The organism is Fulvivirga ligni, assembly GCF_021389935.1.
GTDB lineage: Bacteria > Bacteroidota > Bacteroidia > Cytophagales > Cyclobacteriaceae > Fulvivirga > Fulvivirga ligni.
In genome coordinates this window covers 3,958,406-3,979,774 of sequence record NZ_CP089979.1, presented here as the reverse complement: position 1 = coordinate 3,979,774, position 21,369 = coordinate 3,958,406, and the positions used below count along the sequence as shown (strand labels likewise).

20 protein-coding genes are annotated in these 21,369 nt (G+C 38.1%); 9 read left to right on the top strand and 11 right to left on the bottom strand.

The features are described from left to right. Positions 1-52: 52 nt before the first annotated feature. Together LVD16_RS16910 and LVD16_RS16905 are read left to right on the top strand one after the other, a co-directional pair. Entirely contained in the window at positions 53-1,654 is a 1,602-nt protein-coding gene (locus tag LVD16_RS16910) for a CHASE3 domain-containing protein (RefSeq protein ID WP_233769456.1), read from the top strand. A 58-nt stretch (positions 1,655-1,712) separates the two neighbouring features. Then, complete coding sequence (locus LVD16_RS16905; RefSeq protein ID WP_233769455.1) at positions 1,713-2,678, top strand: YheT family hydrolase; 966 nt, start codon at positions 1,713-1,715, stop codon at positions 2,676-2,678. Here the strand turns inward: LVD16_RS16905 and LVD16_RS16900 are convergent. Beyond that, complete coding sequence (locus tag LVD16_RS16900; protein ID WP_233769454.1) at positions 2,659-3,087, bottom strand: hypothetical protein; 429 nt, start codon at positions 3,085-3,087, stop codon at positions 2,659-2,661. The genes LVD16_RS16905 and LVD16_RS16900 overlap by 20 nt on opposite strands. Beyond that, complete coding sequence (locus tag LVD16_RS16895) at positions 3,084-3,281, bottom strand: YwbE family protein (protein ID WP_233769453.1); 198 nt, start codon at positions 3,279-3,281, stop codon at positions 3,084-3,086. Before LVD16_RS16895 ends, LVD16_RS16900 begins: the two co-directional genes overlap by 4 nt. Before the next feature lie 78 nt (positions 3,282-3,359). Here LVD16_RS16895 and LVD16_RS16890 point away from each other — a divergent pair, with 78 nt between their 5' ends. Together LVD16_RS16890 and LVD16_RS16885 are read left to right on the top strand one after the other, a co-directional pair. Continuing rightward, complete coding sequence (locus LVD16_RS16890) at positions 3,360-3,857, top strand: hypothetical protein (protein WP_233769452.1); 498 nt, start codon at positions 3,360-3,362, stop codon at positions 3,855-3,857. 1 nt (position 3,858) lies between these two features. Next, positions 3,859-5,241 (top strand): serine hydrolase domain-containing protein, encoded by a 1,383-nt coding sequence (locus LVD16_RS16885; protein WP_233769451.1) that lies wholly within the window; start codon positions 3,859-3,861, stop codon positions 5,239-5,241. 41 nt (positions 5,242-5,282) lie between these two features. On the opposite strand, the gene LVD16_RS16880 is transcribed toward LVD16_RS16885, so the two are convergent. The 3 genes from LVD16_RS16880 to lhgD all read right to left on the bottom strand — a co-directional run bounded on the left by LVD16_RS16880 (position 5,283) and on the right by lhgD (position 7,383). Then, positions 5,283-5,711, bottom strand: a complete 429-nt coding sequence (locus LVD16_RS16880; protein ID WP_233769450.1) for a PepSY-like domain-containing protein — start codon at positions 5,709-5,711, stop codon at positions 5,283-5,285. 64 nt (positions 5,712-5,775) lie between these two features. Continuing rightward, positions 5,776-6,093, bottom strand: coding sequence for a rhodanese-like domain-containing protein (locus LVD16_RS16875; RefSeq protein ID WP_233769449.1), 318 nt, complete (start codon positions 6,091-6,093; stop codon positions 5,776-5,778). Positions 6,094-6,186: 93 nt separating this feature from the next. Further along, positions 6,187-7,383, bottom strand: coding sequence for an L-2-hydroxyglutarate dehydrogenase (gene lhgD / locus LVD16_RS16870; RefSeq protein ID WP_233769448.1), 1,197 nt, complete (start codon positions 7,381-7,383; stop codon positions 6,187-6,189). A 97-nt stretch (positions 7,384-7,480) separates the two neighbouring features. Here lhgD and LVD16_RS16865 point away from each other — a divergent pair, with 97 nt between their 5' ends. Together LVD16_RS16865 and LVD16_RS16860 are read left to right on the top strand one after the other, a co-directional pair. Further along, entirely contained in the window at positions 7,481-8,323 is an 843-nt protein-coding gene (locus LVD16_RS16865; protein ID WP_233769447.1) for a glucosaminidase domain-containing protein, read from the top strand. Further along, positions 8,295-9,392 carry a polysaccharide deacetylase family protein gene (locus LVD16_RS16860; protein ID WP_233769446.1) on the top strand — a complete coding sequence of 366 codons (1,098 nt, stop codon included), beginning with the start codon at positions 8,295-8,297 and terminating at the stop codon, positions 9,390-9,392. The genes LVD16_RS16865 and LVD16_RS16860 overlap by 29 nt, the downstream gene beginning before the upstream one ends. Before the next feature lies 1 nt (position 9,393). Here the strand turns inward: LVD16_RS16860 and msrB are convergent, their stop codons facing one another. Beyond that, on the bottom strand, positions 9,394-9,789 hold the full coding sequence (msrB, locus tag LVD16_RS16855; protein WP_233769445.1) for a peptide-methionine (R)-S-oxide reductase MsrB: 396 nt from the start codon (positions 9,787-9,789) through the stop codon (positions 9,394-9,396). Between the two features lie 305 nt (positions 9,790-10,094). On the opposite strand from msrB, the gene LVD16_RS16850 reads away from it, so the two are divergent. Next, positions 10,095-10,595, top strand: a complete 501-nt coding sequence (locus tag LVD16_RS16850) for a YfiR family protein (RefSeq protein WP_233769444.1) — start codon at positions 10,095-10,097, stop codon at positions 10,593-10,595. A 36-nt stretch (positions 10,596-10,631) separates the two neighbouring features. Continuing rightward, positions 10,632-12,578, top strand: a complete 1,947-nt coding sequence (locus tag LVD16_RS16845; protein ID WP_233769443.1) for a PAS domain S-box protein — start codon at positions 10,632-10,634, stop codon at positions 12,576-12,578. A gap of 46 nt (positions 12,579-12,624) precedes the next feature. Here the strand turns inward: LVD16_RS16845 and LVD16_RS16840 are convergent, their stop codons facing one another. Continuing rightward, on the bottom strand, positions 12,625-13,278 hold the full coding sequence (locus LVD16_RS16840; protein ID WP_233769442.1) for an HAD family hydrolase: 654 nt from the start codon (positions 13,276-13,278) through the stop codon (positions 12,625-12,627). 149 nt (positions 13,279-13,427) lie between these two features. Between LVD16_RS16840 and LVD16_RS16835 the strand changes: the two genes are divergently transcribed. Further along, entirely contained in the window at positions 13,428-14,630 is a 1,203-nt protein-coding gene (locus LVD16_RS16835) for a DEAD/DEAH box helicase (protein ID WP_233769441.1), read from the top strand. Between the two features lie 61 nt (positions 14,631-14,691). On the opposite strand, the gene LVD16_RS16830 is transcribed toward LVD16_RS16835, so the two are convergent. The 4 genes from LVD16_RS16830 to LVD16_RS16815 form a co-directional block, all read right to left on the bottom strand. After that, the gene (locus LVD16_RS16830; RefSeq protein ID WP_233769440.1) at positions 14,692-15,840 is read right to left on the bottom strand and encodes a hypothetical protein; all 1,149 of its coding nucleotides are present in this window, start codon (positions 15,838-15,840) and stop codon (positions 14,692-14,694) included. A gap of 107 nt (positions 15,841-15,947) precedes the next feature. Then, a complete protein-coding gene (locus LVD16_RS16825) occupies positions 15,948-17,456 on the bottom strand; it encodes an MFS transporter (RefSeq protein ID WP_233769439.1) in 1,509 nt (502 codons plus the stop codon). A 2-nt stretch (positions 17,457-17,458) separates the two neighbouring features. Next, positions 17,459-18,832 (bottom strand): alpha-amylase family glycosyl hydrolase, encoded by a 1,374-nt coding sequence (locus LVD16_RS16820; RefSeq protein WP_233769438.1) that lies wholly within the window; start codon positions 18,830-18,832, stop codon positions 17,459-17,461. Positions 18,833-18,840: 8 nt separating this feature from the next. Then, positions 18,841-21,267 (bottom strand): glycoside hydrolase family 31 protein, encoded by a 2,427-nt coding sequence (locus LVD16_RS16815; RefSeq protein WP_233769437.1) that lies wholly within the window; start codon positions 21,265-21,267, stop codon positions 18,841-18,843. Positions 21,268-21,369: the final 102 nt, after the last annotated feature.

Sequence of the window (21,369 nt, the reverse complement as noted above, 5' to 3'; positions counted from 1 at the left end):
ATTCATTTTTTTTCGCTATTATTATATTATTTAAACTTCCTCCTGAATAAATATGCGCACACGTTTTTTAGAGTTTGTAAAGTCAAACTATATTACAGTGGCCTTATCCTTACTAATGCTTTTAATTCTCATTGGGGCCGCATTTACTTTTTATAATCGTCAGGTAATGGTTGAAAACACCATTCTTCAAAAGCAGACAGAAGCGGTAAAAGAGAATCTCAACAATATTTTTGAAAGTGACTTGAGAAGAATGGATTTAGGTCTTCGTGGTTATGCACTTACTAAAAATGAGCAGTTATTACAACCATACAATGATGGTATAAATGAGATTCAGTATACTATTAAAAATATTGACTCGCTCCTTAGAGCCCAAAAATTAGATACTCTGGTAGACGAATTCAATAAATTTCAGGGCAACCTTGAATCTTTCATAAATGTAATGAAGCAACTGCGTGCTTATGCTGATGAAGGCAACCAAGAAGCTTTTGTTGCATTGCTTAATGAAGATAAAGGTTTTGATCTATGGAATGCCTGGGCACCAATATTCTTTAAAGCACAGGCTTATGAAGATGAGCTGTTAGAACATGCCAGAGAATCTTATCAGAGTGCTCAAAATAGGAATTTGGTGATTCAAATCATTCTTATTCTATTTAGCATTCCTACCATTGCTTCAGTAGTTTACAGATTAAAGAAAAATTCCAGAAACCGTAGTAAACTATTGAAAACCTTCTCAGATTATAATCGCACGTATGTTTTTAATCCTGGAACAGAAATATCTGATGACTATGAAGTAATCATAGACAATTCAATAGGAAATTTAAAAAAGGCGTCAACTTTCATAAAGGAAATTACGAAAGGTAATTATACTATTAACTGGGAAGGTCTTGACAATGAAAACAAAAAACTTAATAAGGATAATCTGGTAGGTGATCTGATTAAAATGAGAGATCAGATGAAAGAGGTGAAAGACGAGGGGGACAGAAGGCTGTGGAGTACCGATGGACTTGCTAAATTTTCAGATGTCGCCAGGAGAAATCAGAACAGTTTTGAGCAACTTACCCTTGAGGTAGTGAAGTTCCTTGCTAATTATCTCGAAGCCCAACAGGGCTCTTTATTCGTCATACAGGATGAGGATAAAAATGACGACCCTTATTTAGAATTAATGGCTTGCTATGCCTTCGACAAAAAGAAATATTTAGAAAAGAAAATAGACATAGGAAAGGGGCTGGTGGGGCAAACCTACCTTGAGGGCCAAACGGTGGTACTTACAGATTTACCTCAAGGATATATTAACATCACTTCTGGTTTAGGAGATGCTACGCCGGGTTGTGTCATTATAGTACCTATGAAATATAATGAAAGGACGGAGGCAGTATTTGAGCTAGCAAGGTTTGAACCTTTTGCACCTCATGAAATTGATTTCTTAGAGAAAGCGGGAGAGGTTATGGCTTCTTCAATCTATTCAACTAAGATTAACGAACGCACGAGTGTTCTCTTACAGCAATCTAGAGAGCAAGCTGAGGCCATGAGAGCTCAGGAAGAAGAGCTAAGACAAAACATGGAAGAAATGCAGGCCACTCAGGAAGAGATGCGTAGAAGAGAGCAGGAGAGGGAGCGTGAGAGATTAGCCCAGCAAAATAATTCTGACCATTAAAAGTTATGTCTTTGTAGTTAGAGGATTGAATCGTTTATTTGTCCTCTAACTATAATTCATGCCACTAGTAGATTCCAATTACAAGCCCCCATTTTATCTCAAAAATCCTCACTTAGCCACTATAATCCCTAGTAGCTTCAGAAAGATCAAAGGTGTAGTATATCAGAGAGAAAGAATTGAAACCAGCGACAATGACTTTCTGGATTTGGATTGGCTAAAAAAAGGCCGTCAGAAGCTAGTTATTATCTCTCATGGTCTCGAAGGCAGCACAGGTAGACCTTACGTACAGGGCATGGCCAAATACCTCTATCAAAATGGTTGGGATGTATTAGCATGGAATTGTAGAAGCTGTAGTGGAGAAATGAACAAGACAGCAAGATTCTACCATCATGGTGCCACCGAAGATTTAAGCGAGGTGATAGAATATGCTGTAAATCAATATGGTTATAACAATATCGCTCTCATTGGTTTTAGTATGGGAGGCAGCTTAAGCCTGAAATATGCTGGTGAAAAAGGTAATGAAATTCCTAACGAAGTAATGGCATCCATAGCCTTCTCTGTTCCTGTAGACTTGGCATCTAGTGTTGAAAAGCTAGCAGAGAAGCAAAACGACTTCTATCGAAAGAGATTTTTAAGAAAGCTTGAGGAGAAAATAAAGATAAAGGCCGAGAGTTTCCCGGAACTTATTAAGTATCAGGGTTTCGATCATATCAAATATTTTCCTGATTTTGACAATATCTACACAGCACCGCTTCATGGATTTAAGAATGCTGAGGATTTCTATCACAAAGCCAGTGCAAATGAATACGTCTATAATACCACTATTCCAGTGCTTATTGTAAATGCCGTTAACGATCCATTCCTGGGAGATAAATGCTATCCATATAAAGAGGCAGATGCATCCGATAAGGTTTATTTAGAAACACCACATCACGGTGGCCACGTTGGGTTCTCTTTAGCTGGTTCTGAATTTAACTATATGGAAAAGAGAGCTCTGGAATTTCTTAATGAGCAAGGTCTTTAAGCTCTTGAATGTGCTGGCTGATGTTAGCTATTTTTTGTTCACGTTCAAAACTAACTGTACGCTCTTCTAAGGTTACATAATTGAACAGAATCAGTGATTTAGCAAACAAATTTAAAGCAGCATCAATATCTCCTTCATCCTTTTTAATTTCAGCGGCTACATAGGTGGTCTCGGCTAAGATAGTATAATCTACCAGCTTTAAATCAACGGTTTCCTTGATTTCATCAATTAGCTGCTGCTCGTCCATATCCATAATGTCTTCAAGTGCCAAACCTGATTCTGCAGCTATATGATGATCTAACATATCCAAAGCTTCTAAATTTCTCCCCTCAGTTCTGAGACCTAAAATCTTGGCCATAAGCAGGTGAAGCTTTTGAATTTCCTTCAAGATGTAATCTTTCCTTATCATTCTTCGTTTATATGTTTCACTCTGCCAACGGATCCGTCTTCCAACCTCACTTTTATGCCATGTGGATGAAATTTGGAATTAGTAAGAAGGTCCTTTACCACACCATCCGTAATATTGCCTGATCGTTGATCTTGCTTCAACACAATACCTACACTCAAACCAGGCTTTACATTTTCTCTATGTCTTCCGTCCATTTTCAAATGTAAAACATTCAAGCCTTTGAAATACTATTAAATGGAATTAGTTTTAGTCCTAACATCAATCTCAGCAGCATGAAAAACTTATACATTTTATCATTATTAATCCTTCTGACAGTTAGCTGTAATCCACCAGAGAAGAACAGCAGCGAGAATAGTGACAGCCTCAATGTACAGGCAGAAGTGAGTGAGCCATCGCTCAAGGAGGCTCTGTTGGGAGAGTGGAGAAACTATTCACTAAATATCACCATAGCCAGAGAAACAGGAGATTCCGTTGTCACTATATCCCAAAGTGATTGGGAAAATACCCTGCAAATCAAACCAGTTAGGACCACCTTTAGCAATGACAGTTCTTTCACTTCCGAATACCGAAACCTGTTAGACTCTGTAATTATGATCAACAGTGGTGTTTGGTTTATCAAAAACGACAGCCTGGTATACATGACACGAGGAAAAAGCTTTGTTTACGATGTTGAAATATCCGGAGACACTGCTACATTTACCGGATATACAGATTGGGATGAAGATGGTGAGGTGGATGATTTGTACGACGGTAAACAAATAAAGTATTAAGATGACTAGAATTTTTAAGACCATCATCTACATGATATTGGTGGTGGTATTAGTATATGGTATTACATATGCATGGAGAGCTTTCCCTATTATCAGCGGTTATGGCGCCAAGAACCTATGTAGCTGTGCTTATGTATCTGGCAGAGAGGCAGATTCTGTAATAAATAATGAATTAGGCTCATTTCCATTATCCTTGGGTTCCTTCGAAATTGACAATTCTGATTCTTCAGCATATGGATCTGTTTTTGGATTGGCCAGGCGTAAGGCTATTTATAGAAAAGGATTTGGTTGTACGCTAATCTCTGAGATATCAGAGCAAGCTGTACGAGGCCAAAAAGAACCCCATTTATCGTTCCAGGCACTGTCAAAAGTTAAAGCATGGCCCTTCGGAGATGCAGTAAACTATGAGGATTCCACTATTAATTTCACCAAGCTAAATGCAGCAATAGATGAGGCTTTCCTCGAAGATAACCCGGAAAAACCTAAAAATACTCGGGCAATAGTAGTTGTTCATCATGGCAAAGTGATAGGAGAGAAGTATGCTCCTGGTTTTGATGAAACTACACCACAATTAGGTTGGTCCATGACCAAAAGCATTACAAATGCGCTGATCGGCATTTTGGTAAAGCAAGATAAGCTGGATATCTATGAACCTGCGCCCATTGCAAAATGGAAAAGGGAAGATGACGAAAGGCAAAAAATCACCATTGACCAGCTACTTAGAATGAGTAGCGGATTAAAGTGGGAAGAAAACTATGCGGGTCCTAGCACTGCGACTAATATGCTATTTAAAGAAGCAAGTATGGGAGAATATGCTTCATCTTTTCCTGCTGAAAAAACTCCTGATACTGAGTGGTATTATAGTAGTGGCACCTCCAACATTCTTTCTATGATTGTTAGAGAAACTACCGGCAATAATTATTACAATTTTGTACATAAAGAGCTTTTCTCAGCCTTGGGTATGACCAGTGCAGTACTGGAGCCAGATGCATCAGGCACTTATGTAGGTTCATCTTACATGTATGCCACACCTAGAGACTGGGCTAAATTTGGCTTACTATATTTAAATGATGGTATATGGAATGGGAAAAGGATATTGCCGGAAGGTTGGGCAAAATATTCATCCACACCTACGCCGACGGCACCTAATGGTGAATATGGTGCGCATTTTTGGACTAATGCTGGTGCCCCCGGAAATCCGAGCACCAGATACTATCCAGATGCTCCAGTAAATATGTACAGCCTAAATGGGTATGATGGTCAGAGAGTATTTATTCTTCCAGATCAGGACATGATCATTGTAAGACTAGGGCTTTCTAAGAGAGGTAATTTCGACTTTAATGAACTGGTGAAATCAGTGGTTGAAAGTGTAAGAACAGAATAAGAAAATAAAAAGGCCGCTCAATGATTGAACGGCCTTTCTCTTTAGTGAATGATTTTACCACTTGGCGTAATCATCACATCTTTATTTTTACCTTTTCTTTTGAATTCGACATCGAAGAATTCTCCTTTCTCCGCATTTTGAACATGCTCTATCTCAGTGATTTCATCTTTGTCATACCCTTCTTTGATAACATCCTTCACCACATCTGGAAGATCATCATATTTAATGCTATTTTCAGTTTCAACCCAAACACCTGACTTCTCAAAATCAGCACGATATTTCTCTCCATCTAGCTTAAAATCAGCCTCATAAAAGCCGTGATCATCTACATTCCATTCCACATCTTTATGTGAAGGGTATTTCTTTTCAAATGCCTCTTTAACTTCCTTAGGAATATCTCCTTGAGCCTGGCTACAAGCCGAGATGGAGACAAAAAGAAGAACATTTAATAGTATTTTTATGGTATTCATAGCTCAATATTAGTTTTAGTTAATTATCTAAAGCTAACATTCAACCATTCTCTTTGTTCGGAAATTAATATTTTGCTACAGATGAATCAATCTCATCAGACCATGCTAATATTCCTCCTTTAAGGTTGTAGAGATTGTCTATGCCATATTTGTTAGCCCAATATCTGATAGCCTGTGCACTTCTAGCCCCACTTCGGCAATGCACTACCACTTTCTTGCCTCTGGCTATTTTATCACCTGCATCTGGCTGCTCATCTCTGGGAATCAATTCTCCATCAATGTTAGCTATCTCATACTCATGTGGTTCTCTTACATCTATAAGTTGGAAATCCTCACCAGAATCCATCATGGCCTTTAATTCTTGTACGGTAATTTCTTTCATGGTTTTAGTATTTGTATAGAAACGTTCATAAGAACCCATGTGTTTAATAAACATCAGAATCCTTACTATTATATAATTCTTATTTTAGTCTTATTAAAATCTTTTTAAAACTAACTCTGAAACAGTTTCACCTATAGAAAGTGATGATGTAGCCGCAGGTGATGGTGCATTACACACATTCACAGCATACTCGTTTTCTAATATAAGAAAATCATCAATAAGCCCACCATTTCTATCGCAAGCTTGTGCCCTTACTCCAGCGCCTCCAGGCACAAGATCTTTCTCCTCAATATCCGGCATAAGCTTTTGTAATGCTTTGGTAAAAGCTACCTTTGAAAAAGATCTGTACATTTCACCCATACCAGTCTTCCAGTATTTTTTAGCTACCTTCTGGAAACCAGGCCACATCAATGACTCTGTGAGCTCCTTTAAATTGATCTTACTCTTACTATAACCTTCTCTTCTAAAGGCGAGTACGGCATTAGGACCTGCCTCAATTCCTCCGTTGATCATTCTGGTAAAATGAACACCCAGGAAAGGGAAGTTAGGATCAGGAACAGGGTAAATGAGGTTTTTTACCAGATATTGTTTTTCAGGGTTCAGTTCATAATATTCACCTCTAAAAGGAATAATTCGAACATCTATCTTTTGCTGAGTGAATTGAGCCACCTTATCAGAATAAAGACCGGCACAGTTTACCACCAGCTTGGTGTCATAGCTACTCTTATTACTAACTACAGTGCATCCTGTTTCTGAGGTTTTAATATCAATAACTTTCTCGCCAAGGTTGATCTCGCCACCTTTTTCCTTTATCCTCAAGGCATATCGCTCAGCAACCTGTTTATAGTCAATAATTCCCGTCTGAGGCACATAAATACCTGCCACACCATTCACATGAGGCTCGTATTCTTTTAACTCCTCCTTACCTAGAATTTTTAAATCGGTTAATCCATTCTGTTCACCTCTCACATGAAGGTTGTTCATCAGAGGTATTTCCTCATCAGAAGTAGCCACCACAATTTTACCACAAAGCTCAAAGCGAATCTCTTCCTTAGTACAGAAATCAAGCAGCTGATTATAGCCATTTATGCAATTTGTAGCTTTCAGGCTACCTGGCTTATAATACAGACCAGAGTGAATTACTCCGCTATTATGTCCTGTCTGATGCTGAGCTATTTGCTCTTCCTTATCCAGGACTAAAAGTTTTAATTCAGGTCTTTTATTTTTTAATTTTAAAGCCGTGGCAAGGCCTACAATACCGGCTCCAATAATAACAATATCGTACTTCAACTGTTGGTATTTAAGTTATAGGCACGAATATAATACTTGTTTACCAAACATTAAATTTATTAACTAATCCGTCGGTTATTCGTGTAATTACTTTACTATGCTCAATCCGAAGTTTAAAATTACCCTTCTATTTCTGGCTCTGGCTGTTTTAATGTCCTCTTTTTCATGTGAAGATGACCCAAGGGTAAAGCCTGCATTTAAGATTGTACAAAAGGCCAGCGACATTGCGCCTATAGATGGGAAATGGGTAAAACCAGTGATTTATTTTAATGAATTCAATTTTGATAATCTCTCGCTCAAGAAGAAAAAGCAAAAGTTCATAGCCATGCTTTTGCCCTCAGTTTTACAAGTTAAACATAATATGGCCATTGATCGTCAAAGGGTAGGGGACATCATCTGGAAGATAGAGCAAGAGGAAGACATTTCAGCTACTGATTCTACATTCCTGAAGGCTTATATGAATGATTTTAAAGCTAAAGACCCAAAAGATCTTTATAACAGGTTAGCGACACACCCCACCAGCTTGGTATTAGCACAAGCCGCCATTGAGAGTGGCTGGGGCAGCTCCAGATTCTTTACCGAGGGAAATAACATTTTTGGAATATGGTCTTATGATGCTGATGAAGACAGAATGAAGGCGCTGCACGATAGAGGAGAAAAGTCCATTTTTGTAAGAAGCTATTCTGACATTAACGGCTCCATTGAAGACTACTTTAACATGCTAGCTCGCTCAAAGGCATATAGCAGTTTTAGAAAGGAAAGGGCAAAAATCGATGATCCGCTGAAGTTAAGCTATTTCTTAAAGAACTATTCTGAGCTTAGATACACCTATGTTTCCAGGCTAAATATGGTAATTAAAAAGAACAACCTGACCCAATACGATACTACAAAACTGGACCCCGCATATTATTATGAAGGACAAAAAATTCTTATTGATTAGATCCTGTATTCTTCTTCTCATTGGTGCACTCTTTCAATTTAGTTGCCAGCCTTCAGAATCTAAATCATCTGAAACACAACATAATGAGGTGGTCAACAATGACCTCAAAAAGTCAGTCACGTGTTTCGTCTATCACCGGTTTGGCAATGAAAAATATCCTTCAACCAATATCGATATTCAAACTTTTGAACAGCATCTGAGATACCTGAAAGAGCATGACTTTACTGTACTTACACTTAGCGAAGCAGTTGATTATCTAAAGAATGACACACCATCTCAAAAAGTAGCCGTTCTTACTGTAGATGATGGTTATAAAACCTTTAAGTCTGGGGCTTTGCCTGTGTTAAAGAAATATGATTTTAAAGCCACCTTATTCGTGAATACTGAAACCGTAGGAGGGAGCAGCTATTTGAATTGGGATGATCTTAAAGAAGTAAGTGACGCAGGTATTGAAATTGGGAACCACACGCATTCTCATGCATACTTTCTAAACTATGAAGAAGCTATACGTTACAAAAACTTTGAATCAGATGTGATGAAAGCGCAAAATCTATTTCAAAAGCACCTAAATGTTAAGCCAGTAACCTTTGCCTATCCTTATGGCGAATATGATGAAGCTATGAAGGAAATCGTTAAGGAAATGGGTTTTGAGGCAGCAGTAGCACAAAACTCAGGAGTCATGAATTCTCAGGCAGACTTTTACGCCATCCCCAGATTCCCAATGGCAAGTAGCTACGCTGAGCTAAAGAATTTCACTGAAAAGGCGAATATGCAAACCATATTCTTATCTGACGCCGATAATGCTGAACATGTTGTTTCAGATAATCCTCCGAAGATGAGCCTATCATTTGACAAGGCTAATTATCAACTAAAAAACCTCCAGTGCTTCATACAAGGAGGTTCTTGTGATCTGAATATTAACGATCAGGATTCTATTGTTACCGTATCGATTAAAAGTAATTCATCATTACAAAGAAGAAGAACCCTTTACACCATCACAGTGCCAGACCAAGATGGTAAGTGGCACTGGATTAGTCATTTATGGGTAATTCCTTCTATTAAAGAATAAATTATTTTTCTTCGAAATCTAAAGCCACAGAGTTAAGGCAATATCTCAATCCGGTTGGCTCCGGGCCATCAGGAAATACATGACCTAAATGCCCACCACAGCGACTACAAACTACTTCTTCGCGAGTCATACCCAAGCTCGTATCCTTTACGATAGCTATACTATTTTCGTCTAAGGGCTTATAAAAACTAGGCCATCCCGTACCGGACTCAAACTTAGTTTTGCTGCTGAAAAGCTCTAAATGACAAGCTGCACAGTAGTAAACGCCGTCCTTGTGATTATCCCAGAGATCGCCTGTGAAGGCCCTTTCTGTGCCCTTTTCTCTCAATACTCGGTATTCCTCAGGACTCAATTCCTTTTTCCACTCCTCGGCCGTTTTATTTATCTCATAGTTCATACTCTCTTTAGGTTTATTTTGCCCATTTGTACAACCTGAGATTAACAAAGCCGCTAAACAGGAAAGAGAAAGATTAAAAATTTTCATATCTTATGCTTTTAATCTTTAAACTGGTAATAATTGCATAAAGTTTAAAGAATTCACTGCTAAAGGGCTTAATGTCGTGGCAAAGACCTGTTAGTGGGTTACTTTATCGTTTTTAGCCGAATTAGACTTTAGAGTGCTATTTTAAAGTATTTTTTTGAAATTAAATTTATTGGCCTTTAATTTAAGGCGTACATAGTTAAGGCTTATTTATTCATCTCATGAAGAAGCATTTTTTAATTGGTTTATTTCTACTTCTTAGTGTAGTCAGTTTTGCGCAAAATTATCAGGCACACGCCGTTTACATTTATAGCTTTATAAGGTATGTACAGTGGCCATCATCCTCTGCTGATGGAGACTTTACCATAGGCGTAGTGGGCGATTCTCCTATCACAGAATATTTGCAAAAGATGGCTGACGTTAAAAAAGTAGGATCAAGAGATATTGTGATAAAGAACTTCACCAATATTAACGGTCTTGAAAATTGTGATTTAGTGTTCGTTTCTAAAGAGTATACTGAGAATTTCTCAGTGATTTTAGGTAAATTAGGTAGAGCACACACTTTGGTGATTACAGAGAAAGAAGGAATGGGTGTGGCAGGTAGTAACATCAACTTTGTGCAGAAAAATGGTAAGCTTGCATTTGAAATTAACAAGTCAGCCATGCAACGAGCAGACCTGAAAGTATCTTCAGAACTGACACGATTAGCTATTTTAATATAGGATTTTTTATTATTCATTATACGTTATCTCAACCTTATGGGAAAAATAAAATTTACAATAGGAAATAAGATTTTTGCAGGCTTCTTTGTCCTTATTTTCCTGTTTATTATTAATGCTTCCATCATTTTTATTAACGGTAATAAAATTGATCGTGTAGTGAACAGATCATCTGAAATCATTAGACCTTCGAAAGAAGCCATTAATGATTTCATATTATTGGTTACAAAATCAAAGATGCTCATCACTAACTGGGTTTATCTTCAAAGTAACGTTGATGATAAAAAGGCATTAGAGAACCTTCATAAATATGATTATCCGCAGCTAAAGGATAGAATAAATAATCTTAAAATAGAGTGGGAGGTAGACAGTCAAAAAACTTTGATTGATTCTGCATTTATGGAGTTTGAGAAACTCTTGGCTGTAGAAAAAGACATCATGGGGCAATTAGTTACTTTTGAAAACTATGAAGACCCATTAACAAAATTACTTGCAGAAGATGCTGTAGATAGTCAGGTAATACCGCTTACAGCTTCTATCATTGCTGATTTAGAGAGTGTGGCTCAAACTCAGCAAAGTGTTACTGAAGAATCAGATGCAGATTTAAAAAACGCAGCCAGCCAACTTAGAACAATCACAGTAATTACCGGGGTCATTATCGTATTCCTAAGTTTACTCATTGCCTTTGTAATGGCACGGAATATTACCAGACCAATCAATTACATCAGGGATATCATTACTAAGCTTGGTAAAGGTGAGCTGGTTGAAGAAAAGAATAGAAAATTCAGTAATGATGAAATCGGTGAAATGGCCATAGCCATGGATAACCTCGTTACTGGTTTAAGATCCACAACATTTTTTGCCGAAAACATTGGTAAAGGTAATTATGAGTCAGACTTTGCTCCTTTAAGTGAGCACGATACTCTGGGTAACGCTCTGATAGACATGAGGAATAACCTTTACAGAGTAGCAGAGGAAGATAAGAAACGAAGCTGGTCTACAGAAGGTCTGGCTAAGTTTGGAGACATCCTTAGAAAGAATAATGACAATATTGAGAGACTTTCTGATGACATCATCAGCAACCTTGTGAAGTACTTAGGTGCTAACCAGGGTGGTCTTTACATTATTGATGAAGACGTTAGAAGTGACGAGCCATATATGGTATTAACAGCTTGTTACGCCTGGGATAAGAAAAAATATATAGATCAGAAAGTTTATAAAGGAGAAGGTCTTGCAGGTCAGGTGTGGTTAGAAAGAGATTCTATCTATCTTACCGAGGTACCTGATAACTATATAAAAATTACTTCTGGATTAGGTGATTCAAATCCAAGAAGTGTTTTGATAGTTCCATTGAAAGTAAATGACGAAATATACGGTGTAGTTGAAGTTGCCTCTTTCAAAGACTTCCATGATTATGAAAAAGAATTCGTAGAGAAGATCGCTGAAAGTATCGCTTCTACGGTTTCTTCCGTGAAGATTAACGCTAAAACTCAGAAGCTTCTTGAAGAATCTCAGGAAATGACTGAGCAAATGAGATCTCAGGAAGAAGAAATGCGTCAGAATATGGAGGAGCTTCAGGCTACTCAAGAAGAGATGCAACGTGGTCAGGCAGAAGCTGAAAGTACCATGGAGGCCATTAACATGTCCGTATCTACTGCAGAATTTGACGAGAATGGTAAGATACTTAGTGTAAACAGAAACTTCTTAGAGCTTACAGGATATACCAGAGATGAAATATTAGGTGAGCATCATAGAATATTCGTTTCTAAGGATGATAAGGCCTCAGAAACTTATAAGCAATTCTGGAAAGACCTTTCTAATGGAATCCCTAAAGAAGGTGAGTATAAGAGACTTACTAAAGCAGGGGAGACCAAATACTTCAAAGAGAATTATGCAGCCACAAGAAATCGTGATGGTTCGGTATCTAAAATTATGCTATTCGCATATGACGTTACCGAATACAAAATGGCTGACGAAAGTATCTAAATGAGATGAAACAATTGAAGAAAGCTGCACTTAGGTGCAGCTTTTTTTATTTTACCAGATCAGTAATGATCTGTTGCAATTCCTTATAATTTGATGCGATAGATTTAGCCCCAATTTCCAGTAAAGCCTCAGCATGACCTGGCAATATGTGGCTTGCTCCTACAAATCCTATAACATGCATGCCTGCGGCGACAGCTGCCGTTACACCAGCTTTACTATCTTCTACCACAAGACATTTCTCCGGGCTTAAATCCAACGTTTTAGAGGCGTGCAGATAAACATCTGGAGCTGGCTTAGGGTGCTTTACCATTTGTGCAGAAAAATAGCGCCCTTCAAATACATCTTCCAATTGCACATGGGCAATGGCTTTTTTTACCTGCCATAAAGCGCTGTTGGATACAACTGATTTTGGCAGAGGTAGTTCATGTACCATGTCTGGCATACCTACAACTGGCCTCAGTTGCTCGTAAATTTCCTCTTCACAATTTATCATTAATTGATGCAGGTCTACATCCTTAGTATACTGTTCTGGAAGTGAATTCAATATCACTGATATTTGTTTTCCTGTGCAATTAGTAAGGTAATCATCCAGAGAAATATCATCTCCATATTTATTCATTACTTTACAAACTACTTCAGCGGCTACTATTTCGGTATCGACCAATACTCCATCGCAATCAAAAATCAAATGTTCAAACATAAAAAAGGTAAGCTATACTTTGTAATCGTGCAATGATAAAGGATAACTACAACGATAAAGTAATTATTTTGATTAAATTGCATCATATCATCAAAGACACTCAATCTCTGATGATGAATAAGTACAGTTATACTTAAATAGTAACACATTTGAAATTTAAAGAGTTAGGTCTGGACGACCGCCTTTTAGAAGGAATAGAAGCCATAGGATTTAGTGAGGCTACCCCAGTTCAGGAACAAGCAATACCTACCATATTAGCAGGGAAAGATATTATAGCATCAGCTCAAACAGGAACGGGAAAAACAGCTGCCTTCTTATTACCAGTTATACATCAAATACTTCAAAAAGAGCCAGATCACCAGATCAAGGCTTTAATAATAGTACCAACCAGGGAGCTGGCTGTGCAAATAGATCAGCAGATGGAAGGTCTTTCTTACTTTACATCTGTAAGCTCTACCGCAGTTTATGGTGGGGGAGATGGTCAATCATTTAGCCGTGAAAAATCTGCTCTTACCCAAGGTGCTGATGTGATCATTGGTACTCCAGGACGACTCATTGCGCATTTGAACCTGGGTTATGTAAAGGTGAGTGAATTACAATGTCTGGTATTAGATGAAGCCGATAGAATGCTCGATATGGGTTTTAATGATGACCTGATGAAGATCATATCATTCTTACCTAAGAAAAGGCAAAACCTGCTTTTCTCAGCCACTATGCCTAATAAAATTAGAGACCTGGCCAAGAAGATTTTGCATGAGCCTGATGAAATTAACATAGCCATAAGTAAACCGGCAGAAAGAGTAGCTCAGGCAGCATTTATCCTTTATGATAATCAAAAGATACCTTTGGCTAAGTTTATACTTCAGGCTAAAGAGCTTCAAAGCGTAATCATATTCTGCAGTACAAAAAGTAGCGCTAAGCAGCTGAGTCGTGAACTGAAGGCATTAGACTTCTCTGTAGAAGACATTCATTCAGATCTTGATCAAACTGAAAGGGAGCATGTGCTTAGAGACTTTAGAAACAAGAAATTAAAGATTCTTGTGGCCACGGACATCCTAAGTAGAGGTATAGATATTGAAGATATTGAGCTGGTCATCAACTATGATGTACCTAATGATGGTGAAGACTATATTCACAGAATAGGTAGAACAGCTAGAGCCGCGTCTAAAGGTGTAGCATTTACGTTTGTTAATCCTAAGGAGCAAGATAAATTTTATGCTATAGAACAATTGCTGGAGCAATCAATACCAAAAGGGAAGATACCAGCTTCTATCGGAGAAGGGCCAGCCTACTCACCCCGAACCAAAAGTAGAGGGAATAAAAAGAAATTCTATAAAAAGAAGAGAAACTAAAAAAAAAAAGTCATATTCAGATTTTGAATATGACCTTTTACATTTATAAAGAAATAGGATGTTAGAACCTATTATAATATCCGTTTACACTACCCACCAATTGATCATATATTGGTCTGGTAAACTCAATAAATAGATCTTGAGGCGGGGGTGGAGCTACTTCGTGATTCTTGCAAATATTCAGCTGCTCTTTAGATAGGGCTCGTTCATCTCCATTAAAGTTTGCCCATTCTGAAAACCATACAAACTCACCCTCAAATTTCTTATGCAAAAGCACTGCCTTAGTTTGAGCATCAAACACTTTCATACTGAAAAGGCCCTTACTAATCACCTCTTTTTTCCATACCGTTAGCTTTGCTTTTACAGTATTATAAACGTCCATACTGGTGCCATCTTCTAATGTTACTTTACCTACCACCACACTGTCCTTAGTGACGGTTTCAGTGTCTTTAATGATGTGAGTTTCACCCACTGTAAAATCGTCAAAATTCAATCTTAGATATTGATCAACATAAGGTAGGTTTATCTCCTCCGCTTCTCTGGGGTTATAGAATTTAACAAATAGATTGGATCTGTAATGAGAATGAAGATACTCTTCTATCTTATCCTGGAAAAAGCGAGCGCTTAGCTGGTATCTTGTAGGAACAGGTATTTGCTCTACCACTACCTTCAACGTTGCCTGAAAAAGAGCATCTTCCGTTTTGTTAACTACATCTTTATAACCAGGAACAAATGAATCAACATCTTTAAAGAAATAATATGCCTGTTTAGCGTCCTCTCTGGTATTCCTTTCCAGCGCATTTAAGCCCGCAACGTAGCTTTCTTCAGCGGCTAATTGCTTCATCTCAGCTACTTTATCATAGTAGTTCTTAGGGTTCGGAACTACCTTTAATGCACCTGGAGATCTTCTGATCTCGTCATACATATTATTGATCAACTGATAGCTTCTCAGTGCATTTTTATATTTGAAAGGTGCATTGCTAGCTAAACTATTTCTAGCATCTTGCTCAATAGTTTGTACAGCCAAAGGATATCCACCTTTCAGTGTCTCTTTGGATTTCTTATGATCTGGTTTCTGCCTTAGCCTATTTACCGCCTTAAGTACCGCTTCATAATAATCACCTTGTTCATATGCCTTTTTGCCTGAAGAACAGTCATAAAGGAAGAAGGTGATTATTAATAAACTAAAAATTAAGTAGCCTTTTTTCATATATACCTGATTTGATTTATTTCAATTTAACACAATTAGTGCCAAAAGCCTCAATGTCAGTGTATACAGAATTTGCTTTAAAAGTAATCTACTTGAAACACAGAAAGTTAATCTGGTTCATTGTCTTTAACAAACAAGCATAAAACACCTGCCAAAATCATGGATGCTCCACCTAGCACTATAGCATAAATAAATTCACTATTGAAAAATGTAGTGACCAGAAATCCCAGGATACTAGCTGCTACAATTTGCGGAATAACGATAAAGAAATTAAATATACCCATATAGTACCCCATCTTCTTAGCCGGCAAAGCAGCAGATAAAATTGCATATGGCATGGATAAAATACTAGCCCAGGCAATGCCGACACCTATCATTGAGACACTTAAATAAAAAGGGTCAGTAATAAAATAGAATGAGATTAAACCTAGACCACCACAAATTAAAGCCAACAAGTGAGTTATTTTTCTGTTTGTAATTCTTGCCAAAGCCGGTAAACATAATGCAACTATAGCTGACACCAAACTATAGCCGGAGAATAAAAGAGAAACCCAGTCGGCTCCGTCGTTGTATTCCGAGCTAGTTGGATCAGTAGATAAATATATGTGGCTGGTTACTGCCGATGTAGCGTAAATCCACATTGCAAATAAGGCAAACCAAGTAAAGAACTGAACAAATGCCAACTGGACCATAGTTTTTGGCATATTCTGAAAATCACGAACTATCTGAACAAAACCATTCTTCGTTTTTTGAATAGTCATTAGATACCCTGTGATAAGATATGAAAGGGCGAACAAGCCCAGAACTCCAGATAGAACATATAATTCAGCATCTAGCTTTTCAATATAGAACCAAGCACTAACAGCAACTGTAATTAGCAAGAGAAAGGCACCAATTGTTAAATACGATTTGGGCGATTTTTTATCATCTACATAAAATTGATCTTCCTCCTCTGATGTTTCTGACTTTTCTGGAGGATACTCTTTTGTAGTAAAAACCGTCCACATGACAGCTCCGATGAAAGCAAATGCACCTACATAGAACGACCACTTTACAGAATCTCCAACTTCTCCATCATCCCCCTTATTAGAAAGTCCAATCCAATGTGAAAATATCCATGGTAAAGCAGAAGCCACAACTGCACCGATCCCGATAAAGAAGCTCTGCATGGCAAAGCCTTTCGTTCTCTGCTCATTAGGCAGCATATCTCCTACAAAGGCTCTGAATGGCTCCATACTGATATTTATAGAACCATCCATTATCCAGAGAGTTCCTATAGCTATCCAAAGGGTGGGTGAGTTAGGCATTATTATAAGTGCTGCGGTGGCCAAAATAGCCCCTACAGCAAAATAAGGTCTTCTACGACCCCACTTCGAATGCCATGTTTTATCACTATAATAACCGATGATTGGTTGGACGATCAAACCTGTTACCGGCGCTGCTAGCCAATAGAAAGCTAAGTCTTTTGTGTTTGCTCCTAATGTCTCAAAAATTCTACTTGTATTAGCATTTTGAAGAGCGAAACCGAATTGGATTCCTAAAAATCCAAAACTCATATTCCAGATCTGCCAAGAGCTGAGTCTCGGCTTTTTAGAACTTACTGATACCTCACTCATACTTAATCCTTTGTAAGAATATAGAAACCATATGGTTTGAGATCAAGGCTTTCACCTGATTTCAAACTCATATTTTTATCTGTCATGTAGTCTTTATAGTCTGCTGATATATTCGATGGCAGGGTAACAGACTGCGACTTATCAGTTAAATTGATGATGACAACTACTTGATTATCATCTTTTTGCCTCAAAATAGATATCACATCTTCGTTACCATCTTCCAGCACTTGAGGCATTCCACCATAAGCTCCGCTCCATAATGCCGGATTATCTTTTCTTACCTGAACCAGCTTTTTATAGAACTCTTTTAGGCCATTTTTATCAGACCAGTCAATTGAGTCCTTTTCAAAAAAGGCCAATCTTTTATCCATTCCAGCTTCCTGACCGCTATAGATCATTGGAATGCCATAAGTGGTAAAAACAAAGGCAGCAAAGGCTTTGTGTCCTTCTCCGTATCTTTCAAAAACAGTTCCTGACCATGCATTTTCATCATGATTAGTAGTTAAAGTAAGTCTAAAAGCCCTTTTTCCGTATTCAGCCACGTCTTTTTCAATAAAATCTTCCAAAGCGGAAACTGGCTGCTCACCCTTGGCAACAGCCTCTGTAAGGTGAAGCATACCCCAGCTGTAAGTAGCATGAAAGGTGAGGTGCATTCTAGGTTGATCCCATTCTGCTAACCAGAATAAATCTTTGATTGGATCTAAGGCATCGGTAGCTTCTTCCCAGAAATAAAGAGGGATTTCATGACCAGCATGATCACATCTAAATCCATCGATATCTGTTTCTTCAACCCAATATTTCATCTCATCTATCATGGCCTTTCTAGTAGCTGGATTGGTGTGATCAAGTAAGGCGATATCATTCCAATCAGCCTCATACGTAATGTTGCCAGCACTATCTTTTGCATAATATTCTGGATGCTCTGTGATCCAAGGATTATCCCATGCAGTATGATTAGGTACCCAATCGAGTATAACTACAAATCCCATTTCATGTGCTTTGTCCACTAGCTTTTTAAAGTCATCCATGGTGCCGAATTCTGGATTAATAGATCTATAATCTTTAATAGAATAGTAGCTTCCAAGGCTCCCTTTTCTATTTTTCTCGCCAATGGGTTGAATAGGCATGAACCAAAGCATGTCAACCCCCAGATCTTTGAGATCTTTAAGATGTTCTGAAAAGGCATTTAATGTTCCTTCAGAGGTATATTGACGTACATTAACCTCATATATGGTCATGTCCTTGGCTCTCTCAGGAAAGGTTTCATTATCTACCTCTCCCTTTTGAGTAGGTGTTGATTGAGAAGCTTTATCTTCCTGTTGCTCACAAGAGAAAATAAAGACAGCTGCAAAGAGTATATATATAAAATTCTTCATGTATAGGTTTAATTAGTCCAACTAATAGTGATTAATTCTTCTTTATTATCAAATTCAATGGTTTTCAATTTTTCAACTTGAACTACAGCATTTGGATCCTTCTCTATAGGATCAAAATTTGAGATAGGTTCTATAAATCGGTAACCTTTAATGTGAAGGCTTGCCTCTCCGTCATTTACTTGATAGGATTCAGCCTCAAAACCATGTAAACAGAGTTTAATTGTTTTGTATGATGATTTTAAATCACCTTCTTGCTTGCCAATGGTTATGGTGCCAGCCTCTGGAGTGTAGGTTATTTCTCTCTTGGCAAAAGCCCCATTGATATGATCATATGATTCGCCGTCATCTTCATATAGCTCAAATGAATTTGCCTCTTTACCATTATAGATATGTACTTCTAATACATCTCCAAGATCTTGAGTATTGCTTCTAGCTTCGGCAGCCATAGGAATAATGGCTGAGGCCTTTACGAATAATGGCAGCTGCTCAATAGGGCACTCAAATAACATTTCCTGATCACCTTGGTAAAATTGGTCAGTAAAAAGATTATACCATTGACCTTCTGGTAAATACAACTTCGTAATATCCTTAGTGCTTACCACTGGAGCTACTAAAATTGAAGGTCCAAATAAGTATTGATTGTGATATAGCTCATCATAAACTTTGGCTTCATGGGTATAATCAATCGCCAGGCTTCGCGAAAGTGGAATACCAGTTTCTGTGGCTTCAAAAAACAGACTGTAAATATATGGCAGTAAGCGATATCTGAGGTTAATATAGTTTCTGGAAATCTCTTCAACTTCCTCTCCGTAAGCCCATGGTTCTGAGTCTCTTGTATTAATATTGCTATGTCCTCTAAAGAAAGGGGAGAAGGCCCCTACTTGTATCCATCTGGCAAATAGTGCTTCGCGGGCATTTCCTACAAAGCCGCCTACATCATAACCTGCGTATGCAATGCCAGTAAGTCCCATGCTGTTTACTAATCGGGTGCCTAACATCATATGCTCATCTGTGGCTGTGTTATCTCCAGTCCAGACGGCAGCATAACGCTGTATGCCTGAAAAACCAGCTCTCGTAAGCACGAAAGGTCTTTTGCCATTCAGGAGTTCTTTAGTTCCTTCAAAAGTGCTCTTTGCCATTAAAAATCCGTACACATTACGTCCTTTTCTGGCGGTAGTTTCATCACCCTCGAAGCTAAATTTTATTAAATCAGGCAATTTCTGCCCCCAGGTAGCAATCTCATTCATATCATTCCAGAAACCATCTACCTCAAGATCTGTATAAGCCTTGAATTTTTCTCTCCACCATTCACGAGTTTCCTCTTTGGTGAAGTCAGGAAAGTGACACCAACCAGGCCAAACTTCGCCTTCATAAAGAGACCCATCAGGAAATTTTAAGAATAGATCCTGCTCTTTTGCCTCTTCGTAGGCAGCGTAACCTTCTTCTATTTTTATACCAGGGTCGCACATCAGCACTACATGAAAGCCCAAGTCTTTTAATTGCTCAAGCATTTCCTTTGGTTGGGAGAATTTCTCTTTGTCCCAAGTGAATATCTTGTAGTTATCCATATAATGGATGTCAAGCACGATCACATCCGCCGGAATCTCTTTCTCTCTAAATGTTCTGGCCAGGTTAACCACTTCTTTATCAGGATAGTAGCTATATCTGCACTGCTGATAGCCCATGCTCCAGATGGGAGGGAGCTCCATTCTGCCAGTTAGATAGGTGTATGACGAAATAATATCTTTTACATAATTATGATGAATGAAGTAATAATCCATATCACCACTATCAGCCGAGAAGCTGGAAAACCTTCTATTAGATGCTCCAAAGTTGAAATGGCTCTTATGCGAATTGTCTAGAAAGATGCCGTAGGCCAACTGATGATGTAGCCCCATATAAAAAGGAGTGGAGCAATACAAAGGATCCCCATCTTCAGGGTAACCAAAATAATCAGTATTCCAATGCGTATAGCCATGCCCTCTGCGATCTAGCGGTCCTGTTTTTTCTCCCAGGCCAATGAATCGCTCACCCTCTTGTAATTTCTTATAAGTTGTAACTTGTTCACCAAGATATGAGGTGCCAAATGTATCATCTTCGTTGATTATCTCTCCATTAGCGGTGAGAAACGTAAATAGAGAAGTGCATTTCTGTATTTTCAACGAAAGGGCAGCTGTAGATATATTCAGAAAATCCCCGTCATCTACAAAAGTAAAGTTGGTCTGCTCTGGTTTTACTATTACAGAATAGGGGTTTGTATTTATCTCATCCTCTTTGTGGATATGGATTCTTACAATGTGATCTGTATATACTGAAATTTCATAGATTGCAATATCTGTATAGCACTTAAGACCAAAATCATTTTGCTCGTATCTCAGCAAACTTCCAAGGCCAACACCGTCGACTTTCTTGCCTTCTTTAATAGATGATAACATAAGTAGTAGCTTTAAAAAATGGGCTAAAACAGCACATTTTCATGTATAATCAGTGGTCTAATGTAAATTAAAATCAAGGATTATAGTGGAATTAGGCTATAA

What these genes read in the sequence shown, in the direction of transcription:
- LVD16_RS16910 (WP_233769456.1), top strand. Translation starts at nt 53, where the DNA reads ATGCGCACACGTTTTTTAGAGTTTGTAAAGTCAAACTATATTACAGTG.
- LVD16_RS16905 (WP_233769455.1), top strand. Translation starts at nt 1,713, where the DNA reads ATGCCACTAGTAGATTCCAATTACAAGCCCCCATTTTATCTCAAAAAT.
- LVD16_RS16900 (WP_233769454.1), bottom strand. Translation starts at nt 3,087, where the DNA reads ATGATAAGGAAAGATTACATCTTGAAGGAAATTCAAAAGCTTCACCTG.
- LVD16_RS16895 (WP_233769453.1), bottom strand. Translation starts at nt 3,281, where the DNA reads ATGGACGGAAGACATAGAGAAAATGTAAAGCCTGGTTTGAGTGTAGGT.
- LVD16_RS16890 (WP_233769452.1), top strand. Translation starts at nt 3,360, where the DNA reads ATGAAAAACTTATACATTTTATCATTATTAATCCTTCTGACAGTTAGC.
- LVD16_RS16885 (WP_233769451.1), top strand. Translation starts at nt 3,859, where the DNA reads ATGACTAGAATTTTTAAGACCATCATCTACATGATATTGGTGGTGGTA.
- LVD16_RS16880 (WP_233769450.1), bottom strand. Translation starts at nt 5,711, where the DNA reads ATGAATACCATAAAAATACTATTAAATGTTCTTCTTTTTGTCTCCATC.
- LVD16_RS16875 (WP_233769449.1), bottom strand. Translation starts at nt 6,093, where the DNA reads ATGAAAGAAATTACCGTACAAGAATTAAAGGCCATGATGGATTCTGGT.
- LVD16_RS16865 (WP_233769447.1), top strand. Translation starts at nt 7,481, where the DNA reads ATGCTCAATCCGAAGTTTAAAATTACCCTTCTATTTCTGGCTCTGGCT.
- LVD16_RS16860 (WP_233769446.1), top strand. Translation starts at nt 8,295, where the DNA reads ATGAAGGACAAAAAATTCTTATTGATTAGATCCTGTATTCTTCTTCTC.
- msrB (WP_233769445.1), bottom strand. Translation starts at nt 9,789, where the DNA reads ATGAACTATGAGATAAATAAAACGGCCGAGGAGTGGAAAAAGGAATTG.
- LVD16_RS16850 (WP_233769444.1), top strand. Translation starts at nt 10,095, where the DNA reads ATGAAGAAGCATTTTTTAATTGGTTTATTTCTACTTCTTAGTGTAGTC.
- LVD16_RS16845 (WP_233769443.1), top strand. Translation starts at nt 10,632, where the DNA reads ATGGGAAAAATAAAATTTACAATAGGAAATAAGATTTTTGCAGGCTTC.
- LVD16_RS16840 (WP_233769442.1), bottom strand. Translation starts at nt 13,278, where the DNA reads ATGTTTGAACATTTGATTTTTGATTGCGATGGAGTATTGGTCGATACC.
- LVD16_RS16830 (WP_233769440.1), bottom strand. Translation starts at nt 15,840, where the DNA reads ATGAAAAAAGGCTACTTAATTTTTAGTTTATTAATAATCACCTTCTTC.
- LVD16_RS16825 (WP_233769439.1), bottom strand. Translation starts at nt 17,456, where the DNA reads ATGAGTGAGGTATCAGTAAGTTCTAAAAAGCCGAGACTCAGCTCTTGG.
- LVD16_RS16820 (WP_233769438.1), bottom strand. Translation starts at nt 18,832, where the DNA reads ATGAAGAATTTTATATATATACTCTTTGCAGCTGTCTTTATTTTCTCT.
- LVD16_RS16815 (WP_233769437.1), bottom strand. Translation starts at nt 21,267, where the DNA reads ATGTTATCATCTATTAAAGAAGGCAAGAAAGTCGACGGTGTTGGCCTT.